General features: G+C 68.2%; 28 protein-coding genes and 1 pseudogene. 15 read left to right on the top strand and 14 right to left on the bottom strand.

Annotation, left to right across the window (positions count from 1 at the left end; all coding sequences use genetic code 11):
* Positions 1-58: 58 nt before the first annotated feature.
* Genes BLS95_RS60170 through BLS95_RS56605 form a run of 3 tightly spaced genes read left to right on the top strand, consistent with a single transcriptional unit; the run spans position 59 to position 1190 of the window.
* Positions 59-529 (top strand): IS5 family transposase, encoded by a 471-nt coding sequence (locus BLS95_RS60170; protein WP_425434809.1) that lies wholly within the window; start codon positions 59-61, stop codon positions 527-529.
* Positions 421-1005: an IS5 family transposase gene (locus BLS95_RS60165; protein ID WP_425434810.1), complete on the top strand. Its 585-nt coding sequence runs from the start codon at positions 421-423 to the stop codon at positions 1003-1005. Before BLS95_RS60170 ends, BLS95_RS60165 begins: the two co-directional genes overlap by 109 nt.
* Positions 1006-1028: 23 nt before the next feature.
* Complete coding sequence (locus BLS95_RS56605; protein ID WP_176993911.1) at positions 1029-1190, top strand: hypothetical protein; 162 nt, start codon at positions 1029-1031, stop codon at positions 1188-1190.
* Positions 1191-1438: 248 nt separating this feature from the next.
* On the opposite strand, the gene BLS95_RS52865 is transcribed toward BLS95_RS56605, so the two are convergent.
* Positions 1439-2095 carry a MerR family transcriptional regulator gene (locus BLS95_RS52865; RefSeq protein WP_090947211.1) on the bottom strand — a complete coding sequence of 219 codons (657 nt, stop codon included), beginning with the start codon at positions 2093-2095 and terminating at the stop codon, positions 1439-1441.
* A gap of 526 nt (positions 2096-2621) precedes the next feature.
* Between BLS95_RS52865 and BLS95_RS52860 the strand changes: the two genes are divergently transcribed.
* Positions 2622-3086: a hypothetical protein gene (locus BLS95_RS52860; protein WP_143044311.1), complete on the top strand. Its 465-nt coding sequence runs from the start codon at positions 2622-2624 to the stop codon at positions 3084-3086.
* A gap of 466 nt (positions 3087-3552) precedes the next feature.
* On the opposite strand, the gene BLS95_RS52855 is transcribed toward BLS95_RS52860, so the two are convergent.
* Together BLS95_RS52855 and BLS95_RS59465 are read right to left on the bottom strand one after the other, a co-directional pair.
* Positions 3553-4497 carry an ATP-binding protein gene (locus BLS95_RS52855; protein ID WP_245765824.1) on the bottom strand — a complete coding sequence of 315 codons (945 nt, stop codon included), beginning with the start codon at positions 4495-4497 and terminating at the stop codon, positions 3553-3555.
* A complete protein-coding gene (locus BLS95_RS59465; protein ID WP_281250149.1) occupies positions 4498-4806 on the bottom strand; it encodes a response regulator transcription factor in 309 nt (102 codons plus the stop codon).
* 124 nt (positions 4807-4930) lie between these two features.
* Here BLS95_RS59465 and BLS95_RS52850 point away from each other — a divergent pair, with 124 nt between their 5' ends.
* The 7 genes from BLS95_RS52850 (at position 4931) to BLS95_RS52820 (ending at position 9747) form a co-directional block, all read left to right on the top strand.
* A complete protein-coding gene (locus BLS95_RS52850; RefSeq protein ID WP_245765823.1) occupies positions 4931-5194 on the top strand; it encodes a VOC family protein in 264 nt (87 codons plus the stop codon).
* A gap of 143 nt (positions 5195-5337) precedes the next feature.
* Positions 5338-5913: a DoxX family protein gene (locus tag BLS95_RS52845; RefSeq protein WP_090947209.1), complete on the top strand. Its 576-nt coding sequence runs from the start codon at positions 5338-5340 to the stop codon at positions 5911-5913.
* Positions 5914-6553: 640 nt separating this feature from the next.
* Positions 6554-6952 carry a DUF6069 family protein gene (locus BLS95_RS52840; protein WP_090947208.1) on the top strand — a complete coding sequence of 133 codons (399 nt, stop codon included), beginning with the start codon at positions 6554-6556 and terminating at the stop codon, positions 6950-6952.
* A 25-nt stretch (positions 6953-6977) separates the two neighbouring features.
* A complete protein-coding gene (locus BLS95_RS52835; RefSeq protein WP_090947207.1) occupies positions 6978-7334 on the top strand; it encodes a YciI family protein in 357 nt (118 codons plus the stop codon).
* Positions 7335-7340: 6 nt separating this feature from the next.
* On the top strand, positions 7341-8528 hold the full coding sequence (locus BLS95_RS52830) for an RNA polymerase sigma factor (protein ID WP_090947206.1): 1188 nt from the start codon (positions 7341-7343) through the stop codon (positions 8526-8528).
* 1 nt (position 8529) lies between these two features.
* Positions 8530-9027, top strand: coding sequence for an SRPBCC family protein (locus BLS95_RS52825; RefSeq protein WP_090947205.1), 498 nt, complete (start codon positions 8530-8532; stop codon positions 9025-9027).
* Positions 9028-9162: 135 nt separating this feature from the next.
* The gene (locus tag BLS95_RS52820; RefSeq protein WP_090947204.1) at positions 9163-9747 is read left to right on the top strand and encodes a dihydrofolate reductase family protein; all 585 of its coding nucleotides are present in this window, start codon (positions 9163-9165) and stop codon (positions 9745-9747) included.
* Between the two features lie 288 nt (positions 9748-10035).
* Here BLS95_RS52820 and BLS95_RS52815 read toward each other — a convergent pair whose 3' ends face one another.
* The 7 genes from BLS95_RS52815 to BLS95_RS59460 form a co-directional block, all read right to left on the bottom strand.
* Positions 10036-11406 carry a LuxR C-terminal-related transcriptional regulator gene (locus BLS95_RS52815; RefSeq protein WP_090947203.1) on the bottom strand — a complete coding sequence of 457 codons (1371 nt, stop codon included), beginning with the start codon at positions 11404-11406 and terminating at the stop codon, positions 10036-10038.
* Positions 11407-11456: 50 nt separating this feature from the next.
* Entirely contained in the window at positions 11457-11669 is a 213-nt protein-coding gene (locus tag BLS95_RS52810) for a hypothetical protein (RefSeq protein WP_090947202.1), read from the bottom strand.
* Between the two features lie 301 nt (positions 11670-11970).
* Positions 11971-12597, bottom strand: coding sequence for a hypothetical protein (locus BLS95_RS55280; RefSeq protein ID WP_143044310.1), 627 nt, complete (start codon positions 12595-12597; stop codon positions 11971-11973).
* On the bottom strand, positions 12575-12844 hold the full coding sequence (locus BLS95_RS55275) for a hypothetical protein (RefSeq protein ID WP_143044309.1): 270 nt from the start codon (positions 12842-12844) through the stop codon (positions 12575-12577). The genes BLS95_RS55280 and BLS95_RS55275 overlap by 23 nt, the downstream gene beginning before the upstream one ends.
* A 151-nt stretch (positions 12845-12995) precedes the next feature.
* Positions 12996-13367, bottom strand: a complete 372-nt coding sequence (locus BLS95_RS52805; RefSeq protein ID WP_090947201.1) for a hypothetical protein — start codon at positions 13365-13367, stop codon at positions 12996-12998.
* A 57-nt stretch (positions 13368-13424) separates the two neighbouring features.
* Positions 13425-13592, bottom strand: a complete 168-nt coding sequence (locus BLS95_RS56600; protein ID WP_176993910.1) for a hypothetical protein — start codon at positions 13590-13592, stop codon at positions 13425-13427.
* 61 nt (positions 13593-13653) lie between these two features.
* Entirely contained in the window at positions 13654-13779 is a 126-nt protein-coding gene (locus tag BLS95_RS59460; RefSeq protein WP_281250148.1) for a hypothetical protein, read from the bottom strand.
* A 6-nt stretch (positions 13780-13785) separates the two neighbouring features.
* Between BLS95_RS59460 and BLS95_RS52800 the strand changes: the two genes are divergently transcribed.
* Positions 13786-14070 carry a hypothetical protein gene (locus BLS95_RS52800; RefSeq protein WP_143044308.1) on the top strand — a complete coding sequence of 95 codons (285 nt, stop codon included), beginning with the start codon at positions 13786-13788 and terminating at the stop codon, positions 14068-14070.
* Between the two features lie 20 nt (positions 14071-14090).
* Here BLS95_RS52800 and BLS95_RS58790 read toward each other — a convergent pair whose 3' ends face one another.
* The 3 genes and pseudogenes from BLS95_RS58790 to BLS95_RS52790 all read right to left on the bottom strand — a co-directional run bounded on the left by BLS95_RS58790 (position 14091) and on the right by BLS95_RS52790 (position 15472).
* A complete protein-coding gene (locus tag BLS95_RS58790) occupies positions 14091-14279 on the bottom strand; it encodes a hypothetical protein (protein ID WP_245765822.1) in 189 nt (62 codons plus the stop codon).
* Between the two features lie 20 nt (positions 14280-14299).
* Positions 14300-14575 (bottom strand): annotated as a pseudogene (locus BLS95_RS60160) (GntR family transcriptional regulator); the annotation flags it as partial.
* Positions 14576-14878: 303 nt separating this feature from the next.
* The gene (locus BLS95_RS52790; protein ID WP_143044306.1) at positions 14879-15472 is read right to left on the bottom strand and encodes an NUDIX domain-containing protein; all 594 of its coding nucleotides are present in this window, start codon (positions 15470-15472) and stop codon (positions 14879-14881) included.
* A 612-nt stretch (positions 15473-16084) separates the two neighbouring features.
* On the opposite strand from BLS95_RS52790, the gene BLS95_RS52785 reads away from it, so the two are divergent.
* Complete coding sequence (locus tag BLS95_RS52785) at positions 16085-16636, top strand: hypothetical protein (RefSeq protein ID WP_090947197.1); 552 nt, start codon at positions 16085-16087, stop codon at positions 16634-16636.
* 239 nt (positions 16637-16875) lie between these two features.
* On the opposite strand, the gene BLS95_RS52780 is transcribed toward BLS95_RS52785, so the two are convergent.
* The gene (locus BLS95_RS52780) at positions 16876-17307 is read right to left on the bottom strand and encodes a MarR family winged helix-turn-helix transcriptional regulator (RefSeq protein ID WP_090947196.1); all 432 of its coding nucleotides are present in this window, start codon (positions 17305-17307) and stop codon (positions 16876-16878) included.
* Positions 17308-17412: 105 nt separating this feature from the next.
* On the opposite strand from BLS95_RS52780, the gene BLS95_RS52775 reads away from it, so the two are divergent.
* Both BLS95_RS52775 and BLS95_RS52770 read left to right on the top strand, forming a co-directional pair.
* Positions 17413-18798, top strand: coding sequence for an MFS transporter (locus BLS95_RS52775; protein WP_090947195.1), 1386 nt, complete (start codon positions 17413-17415; stop codon positions 18796-18798).
* Positions 18795-19196, top strand: a complete 402-nt coding sequence (locus BLS95_RS52770; protein WP_090947194.1) for a PPOX class F420-dependent oxidoreductase — start codon at positions 18795-18797, stop codon at positions 19194-19196. The genes BLS95_RS52775 and BLS95_RS52770 overlap by 4 nt, the downstream gene beginning before the upstream one ends.
* Positions 19197-19451 lie beyond the last annotated feature (255 nt).

Here is a 19451-nt window from a genome sequence, read left to right as displayed (position 1 = left end):
CTAAGAGCTGTTTCTTAGATCTGCTGACTGATCGTGGTTGAATCGTCACGATGGGCGTATGGGGCGAGGAGACTTAACCAACGCAGAGTGGGAGCGGCTCGAACCGTTGCTACCCGAGGGCGGTCAGCGGGGCGGGCGATGGAATGACCACCGCAGAACGATCGACGGCGTGTTGTACCGGGCCCGCACCGGACTGCCGTGGCGGGACCTGCCCGAACGGTTCGGTCCGTGGATCACGGTCTACAAGCGGCATCGCCGCTGGTCGGCCGATGGCACCTGGCAGATGCTGCTGACCGCGATCCAGGTCGAGCAGGACGCCGAGGGGCGGGTGGACTGGAATATCTCCGTGGACTCCACCACGGTGAGGGCGCATCAGCATGCCGCCGGCGCGCCTCGCACACCGCCCCCTGCACCTCCTGCATCCGGGGGCGGCAAAAGGGGGGATGCCGCCGGGACAAAGCGGGGCGATCCGGTGCTGGCCAGGCTGGCCGCCCGGCTGGCGGAGGTGGTCAGACTGGGGAGTGCTTAGGCCGTTCCCGTGGCGGGTTCACCACCAAGATCCATCTGTCCGCGGATGGCCGCTGCCGGGTGTTGTCGCTGGTGCTGACGCCGGGCCAGTATGGCGACAGCCCGCAGTTCCGGCGAGTGCTGGGCGCCATCCGGGTGCCTCGGCTGGGGCCGGGACGTCCGCGTACCCGGCCCGACAGCCTGGCCGCGGACAAGGCCTACTCCTCCCGCGCCAACCGCGTCCACCTGCGCCGCCGCAAGATCCGCCACACCATCCCCGAACCACGCGATCAACGCGCCCACCGCCGCCGACGCGGCTCGGCAGGGGGTCGGCCCACCGGCTTTGACGCCGAACGCTACAAGGCGCGCAACGTCGTCGAACGGGCGATCAATCGGCTGAAGAACTTCCGGGCCGTGGCCACGCGTTACGACAAGCGCGCCTACATCTTCCTTGGCACCGTCACCCTGGCCGCGTTGGTCATCTGGCTCCGAACCTGATCCAAGAAACAGCTCTTAGGTCCGTGGCGGATCTGATGGCCTTCGTGATCGACCACCGGCAGGAGGGGACACAGGTCCTGGGCCCGTCCCCTTGGGACGCGCTCACTGACGCGCATCCGGCGACCTGGCTGCGGCAGCGCACCCGACTGCCGCGCCAACAGCTGATCAGCGACGAGACCCACTAGGTCGACGACCATGCCCTCGCGCAGATCTCCGCCTGCCTGCCCGCACTCGGCGAGCCGAGCACGACCACCCTCACCATCACCTCCGGTGAGGTGACCCGCGTGCTGCCCGGCCAGGATGATCCGCAGTTGATGCGGATGCTCCTGCTGCAGATCGTCACCGGCCGCGGGGAGAGTGCGCGCCACGTGGAGGCGGGAGTGTGTTCTCGATCAGGGGTTCCGGTGCCATCGGTCGATCGGGCACGGCCGACTCACATCCGCTTGATGATGACGGCCTCCTGGGCGAGCCGACGCAGAGCGCTCAGGGCACGGTCTCCGACCACCGTCCAGACCAGCATCCGTTCGGTCGACTCCTCCAGCGTCGCAGGTGAGAGGGCGAGCTCGACGTCGACTTCGGCAACGGAGTGTGCCGCCTGCGCATAGCGGTCTAGCAGGTCGAGGGCGTCGCCCATGTCGAGCGCCTGGACCGCGGCGATGGCCGAGGCCAACTGGGCCCGGGCCGGGTTATCGGGTCTGACCGTCCAGCCGTAACGGTCGAGGAGGTCGTTGACCCTGGTCACGCTCGCCGTGTCGAGGTCTAGTGCGCCGACACGCGCGTTATCGTCCGCGCCTGGCGGCACCGCGGCCGGGAAGCCGCGGGCCAGGGCGTAGGCGGCCCTGCCGATGCTCGTAAGCGGGGACTCGTCGGGGTCGTCGAGTGCGGCGATGATCCTTTTGGCGGTGGCGACTGACAGTTCGCCTACGTCGAGCAGGGCGCGCACCAACCGGAGGCGGCGAAGGTGGGCCTCGCTGTAGTCGACTTGGTTCGCCTTGGTGCGCAGGCCGGGGGGAAGGAGTCCTTCCCGGACGTAAAACTTGATCGTCGCGATGGCCACGCCCGAGCGCTTGCTCAGTTCGCCGACCCGCATGCGTAGCCTCCCTCTTGTGGTGATAGTTAGACTATCGATAGTATCGGTACCCATAAGGGCTAGGTCGAACTCCACCTGGGACCCGATCGAGGGATCATTATGGCCGACGTCCAGCCACCTTCACCAGCGAGTTCGACTTCCGCTGAGCGCACACCGAACGAGAACGCATCCGAAGACCAGCCAAGCGGTACAGCGGCAATCGGCTCATCGCAACCGGGACCTCGCCCGCTGGCAGGCGCCCGACGCGGAGGTCGTTCCTTAGTCGGGGTGCATCTCCCCGGCAGGGAGAAAACGGGAAGTACGTCACCTCCTGACACCCACCAAACGCTATTTCTAGGCAATTCGCCGCCCGACACACCATCACGGTTAAGCGTGCACGTTGCCGACCGAGCCGGACAAACAACGTCCACTGAGAGGAATCAGTATGACGACAGGACGTGAACCATTCGCGCCGCCTCGTCAGCGGATGCGTCCACCCGGGGGCGCCAAGTCCCTGTGGAGCAGGGGCGCCATCGTCACCGCGATCGTGTCCCTGCTGGTGCTGGCGCTCTCCTCCCCGGCGAGCGCGGACGTGATCTACGACGATGGACATGTGTACGCCGGCGACGGCCCCTGCACCTGGGCGCGGGCCGAAGTCTCCCACGGCGGCGGAGGAGGATACACCAGATCCGATGTCGCTCAGGATTACCAGCTTCAGACTCCGTGGGGATCCTACGACTGCCGCGACACAACACCGACCCAGGGCGCTGGACGGATGGCGCTCCGCTACGACTGGTACTACTGGAACGGCACCGAGTGGCGTATTTGCGGCGTATCCGACTGGCATTACAACCCGCAAACCTCCCACTCATTCGCCATCGCCTGGGACTTTGGGGCCAACCCGCTTTGCGGACCCGGCTACTACGGGACCATGACCGCCGCCTTCACGCTCAACGGCACCGAGTGGCTCGGTGGGCCGCTGTGGTCCGGAAGCCATTACCTGCCGGCCTGATGACGCCCGGATAACCCTCACAAATGGGGAGAAATCAATGACAGGGAAAACATGGAAGCGGCTGGCGGGAGCCGTCGCCGTCGGTGCTCTAGTGGGCGGCTTAGGCCTGACCATGGCCGCACAGGCTGACCCAAACCCCGCCCCGCCGCCCCCACCGTGGGTCAACAGCGACGGCTCCGTCGACCCGGCCAAGATTCCCGACTCGGTTGCTGTCGTCGGTCCGGACGGCAAGCCCGTTCGCGATCGCAAGGGCAACGAGATCCGTTACAACCTCCGGGACAAGCTCCGGCCTCCGGCGAACCCTCCGGCGGCCAGCAACACGCCTCGCGACAGCTTGCGGTTGGATGACGGCACTCCCGTCAAGGAAGCAGAGCCCCAGCGGCCCTACTAGTAGTGGGCCGGTTCGGCGCGATACGACCGCGCCGAACCGGCCACACACGCGTTCCGGAACGCCGGCGTCGATAATTCAGGGAACGGCTTCTGGGATGGGTGCGGCTCCTTCTGAGGGACCGAGTTGATCAAGTGATGAGCTGGTAGTCGTGCGGATGGTCTCCAGCGCCCGGTACCCGGTCCCGCCCAGGGATGTCGTCACCGTCAGCAGACTCTGCTCGGCGAGCCGGGCCAGGCCGTCGGCGACCATGCCTTCCGCGTCCTCGTCCCCGGTCACCTCCGCCGCCGCCGCGGCGGTGAACGGGGCCACGAACACCGACACCCGGCGCAGCAGCACCCGGTCGGCCGGCTCCAGCAGGGCATGGCTCCAGTCCAGCGCCGCCCGCACCGAGCGATGCCTGTCATCGGCACGGGAGCCGCCGGTGAGCATCCGCAGCGGGTGGGACAGGGCGGTGGTAATGCCATCGAACCCGAGCATGGGAGAGCGGGCGGCGGCCAGCTCGATCGCCAACGCCATTCCGTCCAACCGCTCACAGATCGCGGCCACCTGGTCGCGCAGCGGCGGATCCAGCGGCCAGCCAACCGCCGCCGCCCGTTCCATGAACAACGCGACCGCGTCCGACTCGCCATCGACGGCCAGCGACAGCGGCGGGACCGGATACACCCGTTCGAACGGCACCATCAGCCGCGCCCTGCTGGTTGCCAGCACCGTCACCCGCGGGCACGCCGCCAGCAGCCGCTCGAGAAACAGCGTTACCCCGTCCACCACGTGCTCGCAGTTGTCCAGCACCAGCAGCGCATGACGGTCGGCCAGCGCGGCGACCACGGACTCGGTCATGTCGCGGCCGGGCTGCTCACCGAAGCCGAGCGCCCCCGCGACCGCCGCCGCGATCAGGCCCGGATCGGTGACCGGGACCAGGTCGACGAACCACACCCCGTCGGCGTACTCGCCGGCCACCTCCGCGGCCACCGCCGACGCCAGCCGGGTCTTGCCCACTCCGCCGGGGCCGACCGCGGTCACCTACCGGTACGCCTTGATCATCTCGGTCAGCTCGGCCCGCTCGCTCACCCGGCCGATGAACGAGGTCAGCGGGGTCGGCAGAACCGGTGCCGGGCGGGCCGGCGTGAGCGCACGCCGGGCCAGCGCTCGCCGATCCGGCACCTCCAGCTTGCGCAGCAGCGAGGAGACATGGCTCTCCACGGTACGCACCGAGATGCACAGCCGTGCCGCGATCTCGGCGTTGCTGAGATGGGCCCCGACCAGTTCCATCACCTCGGCTTCCCGAGGCGAAATCTCCCCTCCTGTCACCACCGTCCAAGTTTGCCGCATTCCCTCCGTAATCCATCCGTACTGACAATCCGTGGTCACCACGGATGTGGAGCGGCCAGGCCGGGCGAAAAGCTGAGCACACGCGAACAGCGGGTCGATGCGACCCACGACAACAGGAGCGACCATGACCGGCTCTTCCTCCCAGGAAATCAAGACCGTGCTGCATCCCGTGTCCCATCTGGCCAAGGCCAAGGCGGTGTACGCGGCCCTCCTCGGTGTCGTGCCACAGACCGACTCGTCCTATTACGTCGGCTTCGAGGTCGGGGGGCAGCACATCGGGCTGGTGCCTGGCGGTGGGCCGCAGGGCATGACCTCGCCGGTGGCGTACTGGCACGTACTGGACATCGAAGCGAAGCTGGCCGAAGTGATCGCCGGGGGGCCACCGTGAAGGAGGCCGCGCACGACGTCGGCGGCGGCCGCCTCGTGGCCACCGTCACCGACCCCGACGGCAACGTCCTCGGGCTGCCTCAAGACCGATGAACCCCGACGCCGCCGCGCCACCTCGTCCGATGAGAAAGGCAGTGATAGAGCATGAACAGGCATGTCAGCGGCAACCTGCTCGGCGTCAAGGACATTGAGCAGCAGCCTAAGAGGCGTGGAATGAGGTTCACGCTCAACGGTGCACTTTGGTCACTGCAAGCGTTGTTCGGCTTCTTCTTCGCCGGCAGCGGTTTCGGCAAAGTGCTGTTGTACGACGCGGCTCTGTATGCGGCAGCGCCCCGGGCCGTGGCCTGGTACGCCGCGGTGCCGCAGCCCCTGATCGTCTTCATCGGGGCCTGTGAGACACTTGGCGGCGTCGGCCTGATCCTGCCGGCGATGACCAAAGTCAAACCGATGCTGACGCCGCTCGCCGCCGTCGGCCTGACACTGACGATGATCCTCGCGGCTGGTTTCCATATCACGCGCAGCGAATACGCACTGGTGCCCGCGAATCTCTTGCTGGGAGGCGTCGCGGCGTTCATCGCGGTCGGACGATGGAAGCCGCGGCCCATTGCACCCGCGCCCCTCACCACCTCACGCGCACTCACGTCGTTCGCGGTCCTCGTCGCACTGGCCCTGCTGGCATGCGTTCCGACGTGGTACACGATGACCAACGTCCAATTCTGAACGCTCTCCGCCGAGCCCACCCTAAGCAGCTGATCATCGAGAGTGAGCCAGAGCCTGTAAGTCCATCCGACGGCGCTGGGAAACGATCAACCTGCACGCGGTCGGGTAGCCGGGAGGGATCTCACCTCCCGGCTCCCACAGATCCGTAGGTAAACCTCTCGATTTATACGGCTCTTGTCACCCCGGTCACCAGACGGCGGGCATGGTGGTGATCCAACGCCAGTGCTTGTACAGCCTCGGGTACTGTGTCGCTTTTCGCAGTCGCGTGCACAGATTCCCGAAGTCGTGTGCACACGACTACCGAGCCGTGGTTCTGTCGGTGACAAGTGACAGCGTTTGACGGTCTGCTGCAACAGCGATCTTTTCCGCTTGAAGACGATGTCGCCGAGAAGTAACAGCGCCCCGAGGGCCTGCAGCGAGAGCAGTGATGTGCTTCGCGGGGTGGGATCACGCCGGTGATGCCGTGGTTGGCGGATGCCGTCGGATCGCTCGTGGCGAGTAGGCCTTGATGCCTCTGACGCGGTCGGAGTGAATAGGTCTTCAGATTTTTTTCTGCGGTGATGTCGAGTGGCGTCGAGCCCGTTCGTAGCCAGGGTGAGAGGCCGGCAAGGAGCCGGTCACCACTCACCGGAGGTCTGCAATGTCCGTCATCACCACCACCGCTCCCGCCAAGCCGCTGATCATCGGCGGCTTGACCGCCGCGATGGTCGCAGGCGCGGCGACCGCGGCCGTCGCCACAGCGGGTGAGTTCGCCGGGATCAGCCTCGTTGTCGGCGGCGCGCCGATCCCGGCGTCCGGGTTCGCCATGCTGACCGTCATCTTCTCCGTGGCGGGCCTGGTGCTGGCCGTAGGGTTGGCTCGCTGGGCTCGCCGGCCGCGCACGACGTTCGTCCGCGCCACGCTTGCGCTCACCGCGTTGTCCCTGGTACCGGATGCGCTGGTGGGCGCGTCGGTGGCCACGAAGGTGCTGCTGATGGTGACCCACGTGGTCGCCGCCTCGATCGTCATCCCGGCCATCGCCCGCCGCCTGTCCGCCTGACCCGCTTTTCGCAAGGAGTTCGCCCGTGAAGAAGTACCTGCTGGCCGTCCAGTACGACGAGAGCGCACCGTGGCCGTCCGAGGAGGATCTGCGGGAGCAGCAGGCCCGGACCGGCCAGGTGACCGCCGACATGCAGTCCGCCGGTTGCTGGGTGTTCGTCGGCGGCCTGCTGGGCTCGCACGCCACCACCGTCGTACGCCCCGGCAACGGCGTGACCACGATGACCGACGGCCCCTTCGCCGAGACCAAGGAACAGCTCGGCGGGTTCTGGGTGATCCAGTGCGACGACCTGGACCAAGCGCTGGCCTGGGGCGAGAGGTGCGCGCTGGCCTGCGGGTCCCCGATTGAGGTGCGCCCGTTCGAAGACGCGCAGTGGACGTGAGCACCGGTGGATCTTGACGGCATCTACCGGGCCGAATACAGCCGATGCGTGGCCACGCTGACGCGCCTGCTCGGTGACATCGGACTGGCCGAGGAGTTCGTGCAGGACGCGTTCACGGTGGCCGTCCAGAAGTGGGACGAGCAGCCGCCGCCCAATCCCGGCGCGTGGATCGTGACCACCGCCCGCAACCGGGCGATCGACCGGCTGCGCCGGGAATCCACCCGCGAGGCCCGCCACGCCCAGGCGCTACTGCTGCACCACGTCGACGAACCACAGGAGATGGGACCGGTGCGCGACGACCAGCTCCGCATGATCTTCACCTGCTGCCACCCGGCGCTGTCGCCGCCGGCACAGACCGCACTCACCCTGCGCCTGCTCGGCGGGCTGGAGGTGGCCGAGATCGCCCGGGCCTACCTGGTGCCCGAAGCGACCGTCGCCCAGCGGATCGTCCGCGCGAAGAAGAAGATCCGCGACGCCGGCATCCCCTACCGGGTGCCCGGCGCCGCCGAACTCCCCGACCGGCTGGCATCGGTGCTCACCGTGCTCTACCTGGTCTTCAACGAGGGATACACCTCGACGTCCGGGCACCTGCTGCGGACCGACCTGTGCCTGGAGGCGGTCCGCCTGACCAGGGCGCTCGCCGAGCTGATGCCTGATGAGCCGGAGGTGATCGGGCTGCTGGCGCTGCTCCTGCTCACCGAGGCCCGCCGGCCCGCGCGGGTGGGACCTTCGGGCGAGCTGGTGGTGCTCGCCGAGCAGGACAGGTCGCTGTGGAACCGCGAGCTGATCGCCGAGGGACACGAGCTGGTACGCCGCTGCCTGCGCCGCAACCAGCCGGGACCGTACCAGTTGCAGGCCGCAATCAACGCCGTGCACACCGACGGGCCGGCGACCGACTGGGCTCAGGTGCTCGCGCTGTACGACCAGCTCCTGCACCACACCCCGACCCCGATCGTGGCACTCAACCGCGCGGTCGCCGTCGCCGAGGTACACGGACCGGCGACGGCTCTGGCCGCCATCGAGGATCTGGACCTGCCGGGCTACCACCTGCTGCCCGCCACCCGCGCCGACCTGCTGGCCCGTCTGGGCCGTACCGCCGAGGCGGTCGCCGCCTACGACGAGGCCATCACCCTGGCCACCAACGACACCGAACGAACCTTCCTGCAGACACGACGAGCCCGGCAAGGAGCATGAGATGACCACGAACGTCCACACCATGGAGCGGGAGAGCGTGAGCGCCACCCTGACTTTCGCCGTACCCGCCGCGAGGGTGTTCGCAGTGCTGGCGGACCCGACCAGCCATGCGGCGATCGACGGCACGGGCTGGGTGCAGGAAGCCGTCAACCAGGCGCCGCTCACCGAGGCAGGGCAGATCTTCCGGATGGACATGCACCACGCCGACCATCCGGACGGTGACTACCGCGTGGTCAACAAGGTCGAGGTGTTCCAGGCACCGCACGCCATCGGCTGGCTGACCGGGGTGGAGAAGGACGACGGCCAGCTGGAGCTCGGCGGCTGGCTCTGGCGCTATGACCTCGCACCGCTCGGCCCGTCCCAGACCGAGGTCACGCTCACCTACGACTGGTCGGCGGTGCCGCAGTTCCGCCGCGAATACATCCAGTTCCCGCCCTTCGGCCCCGACCATCTCATCAACTCGCTGCACCACCTGGCCGAACTCGTCTCCAGCAGGTGATGCCGCCGACCGACCAGTCGTTCGGCCAGCCCCGTTCCCCACGTCGCTCCGCGCGTCGAGTTCCCAGACAACCAGTCAGGGCGACACGTCGTTGCCAGTCTGTTTCTTCACACCTGATCATTAGAGGAGAACATCATGGCCGCCACCTACACTTTCGACGTCTTCACCACCCTCGACGGCTTCGGCTCCTACAACAGCAGCGGCGACTGGGGCGGATACTGGGGCAAGCAAGGCCCCGAATTCCTCGACCGCCGCCTCGCCCTGTACGAGCAAGAGCAGCGGATGGTCTTCGGCGCCAACACCTATCGGGCGCACGTGCAGTTGCTGGCCGCGAGCACCGAGGAGTCCAGGGGGGGTGACCCATGGGCCACCCGGATGATGAACCTGCCGGCAACGGTGGTGTCGAGCACGCTGCAGGGACCGCTCGACTGGCCGAACGCGACCCTCGTGAGCGGCGATGTCGTTGACGTCGTCGCCCGGCTCAAGGAGAAGTCCGAGGTGCCGTTGCGCTCGCACGGCAGCCTGTCGCTGAACCGGGCGCTGATGGCCGCCGGCCTGGTCGACCTCGTCCAGGTGACCGTCTTCCCTGTGATCACCGGTCAGACCGGAGTAGACCCGATCTTCCAGGGCGCGGCCGACTTCGACCTTGAGCTGATCGAGAGCCGGACGCTCGACGGCCACACCCAAGAGCTCATCTACCGGCCCACCCTGCATGCCTGAGTCCGTCCATGCACCCTCCCCCAAGCCGTCGACCTCTTCCTCAGCGGTGACTGTTTGATCGCGAAGGGGTAGAGGTCTGCACCTCCGGACGCTGCTACTTCTCACCGACATTTCCGGCCCGATCAACCTCCGAGCGCTGTCCGAACTGACCGGCAAACGCTGCTACTGATCACCGGCAAAATCAGAGCCGGGAGCCTCAGGGTGGTTGCAGCAGTCGAACAGCCACTGGTCAGTTCTGATGTGGGTGGGTCGCTGGATCGGCCTACGAATCCTTGGCGGTGGCCCTTGTCATGCTGGGAGAGCCGGGTTGGGACGGACCGGGGCACCTTGTTGGGGAGAGGAGAGGTAGCCGGCCTGGAGCGCGGTCAAGACAGCAGCAACTCGGCGGCTGCTCTCGGGGGTGTCCTTCAGATCGAGCCGGGCGAGAATCGCGGTGATGTAACCGTCGACGGTCTTCTCAGAGATATGCATGCGTCGCGCGATGCCGCTGTTGGATAGCCCTTCGGCCATCAGCATGAGGGCTTCCCGCTGCCGGGGTGTGAGTCGGTTGATCTTGTCCTGCGTCTGCCCGCGAGTGAGCAGCTGCTTGACGAGATGCGGGTCCATGACGATCTCGCCGGCGACGACCCCGTGGAGGGCAGCCAGGATGGTCTCCAGATTGTTAGTGTCCCTCACGAGGTAGCCGACGCCGTTGCCGATCTGCACAAGGCGTTCGGCGTACGCGGCTTCGCCAAAGGCCGCCAGGACGAGCACACCCAAGTTCGGATAACGCTGACGGAGGTCAACGGTGCCGACGATGCCCTCATCGATGTGGGTGGGTGACGTGGGGACGCCGACAACCACGGCGTCCGGCAGCGACTCTCGCATCAAATGGCGAAGCTGCTCGAAGTCTTTCGCCACACCGGTGACATGGACGCCCTCCGTCTCCAGGAGCATTTTCAACCCGTCGCGGTAGGGCCCAGGGTTGTCGCAAATCATCACTCGTATCGCAGCTGTGTCTCTGGAGCCGCGGGACTCGGCTCCAGACGGTGAAGGGAGTCGGGCGGCCGCGCCTGATTGGAGGCGGTCGAGTAGGGCTTCTAGGTCCGCGCAGCGGGTTTCGGCGGCAGCGCGGCGCTCGTGGGCGAGGTTCAGCTGGCTGGTGAGGTCGGCGATCTCGCGGTTCAGCCGGTCGCGGTCGGCGTCCCAGTCGGTACGCATTCGGGCGTTGTCGGCAGTGAGATCGGCGAGCTGTCGTTCGCGGCCGGTGAGTTCGGTTTCCAGTCGGTTGACGTGGCGTTCGCTCTCACGGCGGGCGGTGAGTGCGATGTCGAGTTCGTCGGTGACGCGACGAACCTTGTAGTCGTGAGGGTGGGCGACTTGGAGCGCGGCCAGCTGGAGGTCGACCAGATGGCCCTGGGCCTCCTCGGTGAGCGGGGTGCCGGCCTTGACCCGCAGGGCGAACAGCCGGTCCAGGAGCCACCGCTCGCGGGGGACGCGCTTGCCGTTGAGGTAGCGGGACAGGCTGCCTTTGTCGATGATCCCCTGGCTGGTAGCGCAGAACTGGCCGAGGGTGAGACCGACGGTATCGAACAACCGCTTCAACTCAGCCGCGAACAGGACGACCTCGGTCCGCTCTTCCACGAGGACGTGCCGGGTGCTGCGTTCGATGTCAGCCACATGTCCATCATCTCCATGAGCGCCCGGATCCGCCCGGATGTCGAGGACGCTCACCGTTTGCCGATGACGTCGTGGAGGCCGCGGGCCGTCCCGCCGAACGCGGCCATCCCGGTCAGTACCGCGGCCGGCGGGACCGCACCGGTCCACAGGGTGAGGGCCCCCACGACGACTCCGGCGGCGAGGGCGAGAGCAAGGATGACCGCCGCTCGCAGCGACAGCAGCGGCTCGGGCAGACGGTCGGGGTTGGGGGCCTGTCGGGCCATGGTCGGGGCTCTCCTCATCATCGGTGATGGGCTTGATGACCCCATAAGGCCATACCGCCGCGGTGTTGCGTTTTTCTGCAACGGCCGCAAGCGTTGCCACCCCCTGCAACGCCTGGACACAGCCCGGCAGCCGCCGCCCGAACCCCCAGGGCTGGACTGGAGCAACTGCTGACAGCTCCCAAGGAACCAGGGACGTCCTTTCCAGCAAACCCCTCGATTACTAGAGAAGATCGCCTGACGGGCGTCGGCGTGTCTGTCTTGGCGTTTCATAGGCGACCACCCAATGCCGCGAAGGCAACGATCATGGGGCCGTGTCCAGAGCGGTTGAGTGCGCGATCCGGTAGATGCCCGGAGCGGTCTTGGTGAGTCTGCCCCGACGGGCCCAGGCGGACATCTGGACGTAGAAGCTGTGGAGGCTCTGCTTACCGGTGATGCCGAGGGCGGCGGCGATGTCCTGGGCTCGTCGTGGGCGTTCTGGAGTCTGCTGCAGGATGGCCTGGGCTTTCTGCCAGCGGCTTTGAGTGGGTGTGGCGCCTTTGGCCTGGTCGGTAGGTCGGGATTGGCGGTGCCGCTGAACTGGTGAGGCGGGCTGGGGCTTCTTCGGCGGGTCAGCCGGGGGCTTGGGCTGCTGGATGGCGACTTCCACGGAGGCGATGTCAGTGCTGGTCGCTGGCCTGTTGTCGTCAGCTCGGCGGTTCCATGTGCCGTAGCGGGAAACGCTGGCTTTGACGATCCGGGCGCTGAAGCGCGCTCGTCGTGGTGGGGGTAGGTCGGCCAGGACGGCTGTGGCAATGTGCCCGATCGAGCCGCCTTTGCCGCCTGTGACGGGCATGACGATGTCGGTAGCGGTGATGACAGTGACCCGGGCGGCTTCGAGCGCGATGGTGAAGGACGCACGGTCGGGATCAGCACCGGAGCGCGTCTCCACGGCGGTGACCATGGCGTGCCGGAGCGCCTGGTAGAGCGTAAGCAGGGCCCATACCTCCCTGCTCGATGCCGACCGGATCCTTGGAGCGCGGCACCCGGCAGCGAAGGAGCGTGTGGCGCAGCGCGAAGAAGGCCGACTCGATCTCCCAGCGTTCGTGATAGAGCTGAACGAGCGCGGCGGCGGGATCCGCGCGGTGGTCGGTCAGCGTGGTGAGCAGCCGATACAGGCCCGTGGTTGCACTTGTCAACGACTTGTTGACATGATGCGGGTGGGCGGCCGAGCACTCAACCATGGCAGGCGTTGCCGGCAGATGCGGAGTACTGGATTCTGCGATGGGGGCGTTCGTGCTGACATCGATCCGCGGGTGCTGGTGGGGTGTGACACGGGTCGGACTCGGGTCAGGTGGTGCGTTGCCGCAAGCGGCCGGACAGCTGGGCGGCGCCCTGACGCGTCATCCCGACGGCCTGGCCGAGGAGGTCCCACGAGGTGTCGGCTTTGCGGGCGCGGCGCACGGCCTCGGCCAGCAAGCTGTCGAGGGCGGCGGTGGCGATGCGGTGATGCTCGGCGGCCACCACGACCACAGCCAGCGTGATCTGCGGACCCGGGTCCGAGTCAGCGAGGGCCGCTCGCAGGGCCTCCTCCAGCGGCAGCGTCCGCAGACAACGCCGCCAGTCGAGCGCGGCCTGGCCGGTGGCGTAGCGGGCGGTGAGGAGCTGGCCGGTGGCGTAGCGGGCGGTGAGAAGCTGGACGGCGCGGCCGAGCTCCCGCAAGCATCTCAGCAGCCTGGCCGCGGCGGACGGGAGTGCCTGACACGTCTGCCGTCGAGCTCAGCGCCACGTGTCTCCGCGGCCAGGCGGGTATCGTCGGCTGTTGGAGAGGTGGTCGTGTTGCCGGGTCGGCAGCTCGATCGCGCCGCTGTCGCGCAGTACCTGCTCGGTCAGGGCTTCGGCATCGGCGGCGCTGTCCACACCGTCGGGGACCTCGGCCAGCGCCAAGGCTATGGCGTCGGCCCCGGGACAAGCCCGGCGTGGAGTTTGCCCGGGATGCGGCCCGCTGTCACATGCGCGTGGTGATGTCGGCCGGGGCAGGCCGCGCGGGCAGGCCGACGACGGCGGCGATGTTGAGGCGTGGGAAGGACAGCCCGTTGCCGATGCCGTGCGTGACCGGCCGGCTGCCGACCACGCCAGCATGAGACGGCCCGAGATTCACCTCTACCCAGACGACCCCGAGGTCCTCCAGCAGGCCGCCGCGGCCATCAACCCGCTGCGCCTGGACTCGGCCGCGCCGGTGACCACCGCCGACAACCGCGTCAAGGACCCCACCGCCGACATTGAGATCCGCCACGGACATGACGGCTGGTGGTACCCGTTCGCCGCCACCGGCCACGACTGGCAGCTCATCGCCCTTCCCGCCGGCCGACAACCGTCCTGCTCGCCCCTGGTCCTCGTGTACGGTTCGGGCTCCAGTGCGTGATAGAAGGTCAGCGGTCCTGCTCACTGCAAGTGCAACACCGCATCGGGGTAGCGCGCTGCCAGGTCGCGAGCTGTGATGACGATCTCGCGGTCGTTGTTGGCCCACTCCTGCCACAGTGCCTGGCTTTCGGCTTCTGACTGCTCGATCCTGGCGCGATAGTGGCGGCTGACCCAGCCCTCGGGGAGTGGCTGATCCACGTGGACCGGCACGAAGAGGTCCTCGCCGTCCGACTGAGCACCCCGTTACGCTCCAGGCGCGATAGCGCTTGCTTGATCGCCAGATGGGTCACGCCCAGGTCGTCGGCGAGGTCACCGACCTCTGGCAGCCGGCTTCCCTGTGGATAGATCGCGTGCTGCAAGCGTTGTGCCAGCGCCTTGACGGCCGTGGCCACCGCCTTTTCATGATCTTGCTCCGACACTGCCCGTGCTCCTTGGCCGATGAACGGGACGGATCGCCCGCCAGGGATGCTGGTGAGAGCGATATACCCGCGGGTCGGATAGATCATCGCATATGACCCGATATGGCCTCGCAGCGGCCAGCCGCGCCTGCGATCCACCATCGGACGCAACGGCGCGATCGGCAACGCCCACACCGGCGACCACTTCACGGTCTCGGCCCTGCCTGTCGCCGTCCAGCAGGTACCGGGGGGCGGATCAGCCTTCAGCGCCGCGTTGATCCACGCGCTGAGCCAAGGGATAGCCGGTCAGCAAGCAGCGGCGTTCGCCTGCCGGGCGGGCAGCCTGAGGTGCAGCCGAACCCCGCACGGCCGACTGCCGACGCTGGGCGACCTCCAGCCGGACCAGCCCAGCTAGCCGACGGGAGCCAGTTCCAGCGCGCTGGTGAGCTTGGCCATGAATCGGAACATCTGCGGATCGAACTCACCGACCCAAGCTGCCGTATCGTTCAGGGCGAACCATCGGCACACCGAGAATTCCGCCAGGTCGGGGACGATCTCCTGCTGCTGACTGGCCGAGAAGACGAACCACAGCGTCACATCGGTGTGCGAATGCGGCGGCCGGGTCTCGGTCACTGTCAGGAAGAACGGAGCCGAGCCGAGCCGCAGGTGGAAGGGCGGGGCGATCTTCAGCTCCTCGTCCAACTCCCGGACGACCGTCACCTGCGGATTTTCTTGAGGATCGACGTGCCCGCCCGGCAGGAGCCAGGCCTTCGCCTTCGCATGGTCCACGAGCATGAGTGTTCGGGCCGCCTCGTCCAAGAGCGCGGCATAGACCGCGAGATGACGGTGCGGCGTCGCCGGCTTGGCCGTGCGGAACAGCGGGTGCCCGGCATCGATCCAATCAAGCACCCATTGCTGGTCGGCGGACTCTCGCTCGTCATACGGCACGACGGCCTGCACAAGGTCTCGAACAACCAGCCGGGGGTCATGCTGCCTGCCGGGCATCGGACACCTTCCGCTGCTGAGAGAGATCTGGTGAACCTCCAACCCCTCCGTGCTCGCCAATTGCAGGCACCCTACCGATCAGAGCCCATCCACGCCCCGCCATCGACAAGACACGCTGGCCGCCCCTGTCTCCTGCTGCGTGTCAGTTAATTGGGTCAGCCGCGTGCCGCACGGCCCGGTCAAGCGATCCGGCCCGGCCTGCTGACCGCCCGCGAAGCGCCGCGGGCCCTGCGCGCGTGGGCCGAGCACGGCGGCGATGGACGCTGTGGGCGTTGGTCAGCTCGTCCCTGCGGATCTCCAGCAGGGTGGTGAGCTCGTCGATCCTAACCGTGGCCGCGATCGCCTGACCGTTGGAGGGAGTGGCTCGCCCGCACCGAGGGCGGAGATCCCGTCGATGCCCGACGGGACTTCAACACCTTCTCACCTTCAGCGCCTCGGTGCCACCGCCCAGAACGAAACTGTCAGTGGTCGCCGTAATACTCTCCGCTATGGCAGATGATGCCCTCGACATGGCGAGATCACGATCTCCGACTGGTACGGCCACGCCGACAAGATGGCCGAAGTTCGCTTCCTCACGATCACCAGACGCCTGCCCCCCTCGCCCGCCAGGCCATGGACGTCGCCTGGCGGGCCGGCCCCCGCGACATCCTGTGCGCGGTCATCCTCAACCTGCTCGGCGGAATCTTCACCGCCTTCTGGCTGCTCGCCACCACAGGCGTCCTCACCGCGCTGTTCACCGCCGGACCCACCCTCGACCGGGTCCAGGCCGCGCTACCGAGCCTCGCCCTGGTCGCCGCAGCTGCGACGATGCGCGCCTCGGTACAAGCAGGCGCGGGATGGACTCAATCCCGCCTCACCCCGCAGATCTCCTACCGCAGGGGCGCCGTCGTCACCCACGCCGACGCCGCCCATCGCCGCCACCACCATGTTCCTCGTACTCACGCGTGTCTGCCTGTGCTGAGGCGTGGCCTGCCTCTGGCGCAAGGACGCGGCCAGGGCGGGAAGGCCAGGGCGGGAACACGTGCAGGCACGCCGCGAGCCAGTGGTCGGCCCACTGGCTTCGATGTCCCTGGTCTGGCGCAGAGCCAGGCAGGCCAGATCTGCGCGGCGGTGAGGCAGACCAGGTGGGCCCGCGTCAGGGGGTCGGGGCGGCGTTCGAGGTAGCCGGTGGCTTGGATGGGCGAGGAGTTCGCCCATCGACTGGTGGGTGATCCCCGCCCGACGACCTGGACGAAGACCTCCCCTCCCTGGACCGGCTCGCCGGCTGCAGGCATCGTAGGTGCTGCCGGGCCGCCACGCACCCGCGGCCGCCTCGACGGCAGAGCTTGCAAGCCGGCGGCAAAGCAGGTCACGCGCTGGCGCGGGTCACGCTACACAGCGCGGGACGCGTGTAAGGTCGCCGTCTAGTGGGTCTGCGCGAGCAGGGTGGTCAACGTGCCGGCGACCCGCAGCAGGTCCTCGCCCGGCAGGTCCGCGGCCAGCTCCTCCAGCCTGCTGACGATCTCCCCGTGCACCCGCACGGCGAGGACCTCGCCCTCGGGCGTCAGCTCGACCCGGCACGCGCGCCGGTCGGCGCCGTCGCGCACGCGGCAGACCAGCCCGCGCCGCTCCGCCCGGTCCACCAGCCCGGTCAGGCTCGGCTTCTCCAGGTGCAGGAGCCTGCTGAGGTCCGTCATCCCGATCCCGTCGCCGCTCGTCAGCACGCACAGCAGTTGTGCCTGCTGTGGGGTGACGTCGCGCTCGCGGCTGACGTCGGCGAAGACGTGCTGCACCAGGTGCGACATCCGCACCAGCGCCGCGGCGAAGCCGAGCCCGGCGTCTATCGCGCTCTTCATCCGCACCTCCTGCCGCTGAGTGTAGTTGCGAACAGTTCGTGTCACAAACTATGTTGTTAGCATTACGAACTGTTCGTAGAACGAATCAAATCTGGAGATGAGGCCATGCCCGCATCCCCCCGGCAGATCGTGACGGCGCTCGTCACGACGGTCTTCGGCTACTCCCTGATGCAGACGGTCGTGGTGCCCGCGCTCGGCCTGCTCACCCGCGAGTTGCACACCACACCGGCCTGGTCGGCCTGGATCCTCAGCGCGTTCCTGCTGTCCAGCGCGGTGCTCACGCCACTGCTCGGACGGCTCGGCGACCTGTACGGCAAGCGCCGCGTCATGGTCGGAGTGCTCGCCGCGTACGCCGTCGGCATGGCCGGAGCCGCGCTCGCTCAGGACATCGCCCAGCTCATCGCCGCCCGAGTCGTGCAGGGCGCGGCGCTGGCGGTGGTGCCGCTGTCGATGGCGATCCTTCGCGAGGCGCTGCCCAGAGAACGGCTGGCGTCCGCGATGGGCCTGGTGTCCGGCATCGTCGGCGCGGGGGCCGGAGCCGGGCTGGTAGTCGGCGGGCTGCTCGCCGACCGGCTGTCGTGGCGCCACCTGTTCGTCCTCGGCGCGCTGCTGGCGCTGATCAGCCTCGGCATGGTCGCGCGATGGGTGTCCCGCGGCGAGCGCGCGGCCTCCGGCGGGCTCGACGTGCCCGGCTCTGTGCTGCTCGGCCTCAGCCTCGTCGCGGTGCTGCTCGCCCTCACCCAGGGCCCCTCGTGGGGGTGGTACTCGGCGCCGGTGCTCGGCTTGTTCGCGCTCGGGGTGCTGCTCGCCGCCGGACTGCTGGCCCTGGAGCGGCGCAGGAGTGACGCCCTCATCGACGTCGCGGAGCTGGCCGACCGGCCGATGCTGGCCACGCATCTGGCCGCGCTGGTGTTCGGCGCGGGATCGTACTTCTTCTACGTGGCGATCCCGCTGTTCGCCCAGCAACGGCCCGGCCCTGACGGCGCCGGCTTCGGCGCCTCGGTCACGGTCGCCGGCCTGCTGATGCTGCCCGGCATGCTGGCCATCATCCCAGCGGGCATCGCGATCGGCCGGATCTCGCAGGCGATCGGCTCCCGCTGGCCGCTGGCGATCGGGTTCCTGGCGATAGCCGGGGGATCGGCGCTGATCGCCATGGCGCACGGCGCGTACTGGCATCACCTAGTGTTCTACGGAATGGTCGGCGCCGGGTCCGGCCTCGTCATGGGGGCGCTGCCGAAGCTGATCGCCGACATCGTGCCGCCGGCCAGGACCGGCACCGCGAACGGGCTCAACAACATCGCCCGCACCGTCGGCGGCGTCGTCGGCAGCCAGCTCGCCGCCGCCGTGATCGCCTCCGGCAGCGGCGGGCGCGCCGGGGCCGTGCCCGACTCGGCCTTCACCGCGCTGTTCTGGCTGGCGGGAGGGGTGGCGGTGGTTGGGGTCGCGGTCTCACCGTATGCCGTGCGCGCCGTGCGAACGGTGACGGCATGAGTATCTTCAGCGAACGCGAGCTGGCCTACCTGCGCGGCGAGCGGCTGCTGGGGCGCTTGGCCACCGTCGGCGCCGACGGCTTGCCGCACGTCGTACCCGTCGGCTGGTCCCTCGACGAGACCGGCACGCTGGTCGAGATCGGCGGGCGCAACCTCGTCCGCTCCAGGAAGTTCCGCGACGTCGCACGCGACGGCCGCGCCGCGCTGGTCATCGACGACGTGCTGCCGCCGTGGCGGCCGCGCGGTGTGGAGATCCGCGGCGACGCCGAGGCGATCGACGGCGACCGACCGCTGATCCTGCTGCGCCCGGCCCGGATCGTCAGCTGGGGCCTGCACAGCGGCGCCACCATCGAAGACACCTACCGTGCCCGCGCCGCAGGACAAGCCGTCGACACCTGACTCATAGCCACGATACGGGTCCATCAGCCGATGAGAGGCAGTCCAGCCTCCCTCGCCCGTTCACCGCTCCCTGTTTCACAGGCGACCATTACCTGTAGCGCCTGAGCCGGAGGGTGAGCTCGTCGAGAATGACACGGCGGGGGCCATGGGGGCGGCGGACGAGGAGCCGCCTGGCGGAACGGTCGAGGTCGGCCAGTAGCAAAGCATGATCAGCGAGCGATGAACGACAGCATGCCGCGGGACATCGCGGCCCTG

The sequence above is a fragment of the Nonomuraea jiangxiensis genome (assembly GCF_900099965.1).
Taxonomy (GTDB): domain Bacteria; phylum Actinomycetota; class Actinomycetes; order Streptosporangiales; family Streptosporangiaceae; genus Nonomuraea; species Nonomuraea jiangxiensis.
Note: the sequence above shows the minus strand (reverse complement) of the source record. Positions and strands in the feature narration are given on the sequence as shown.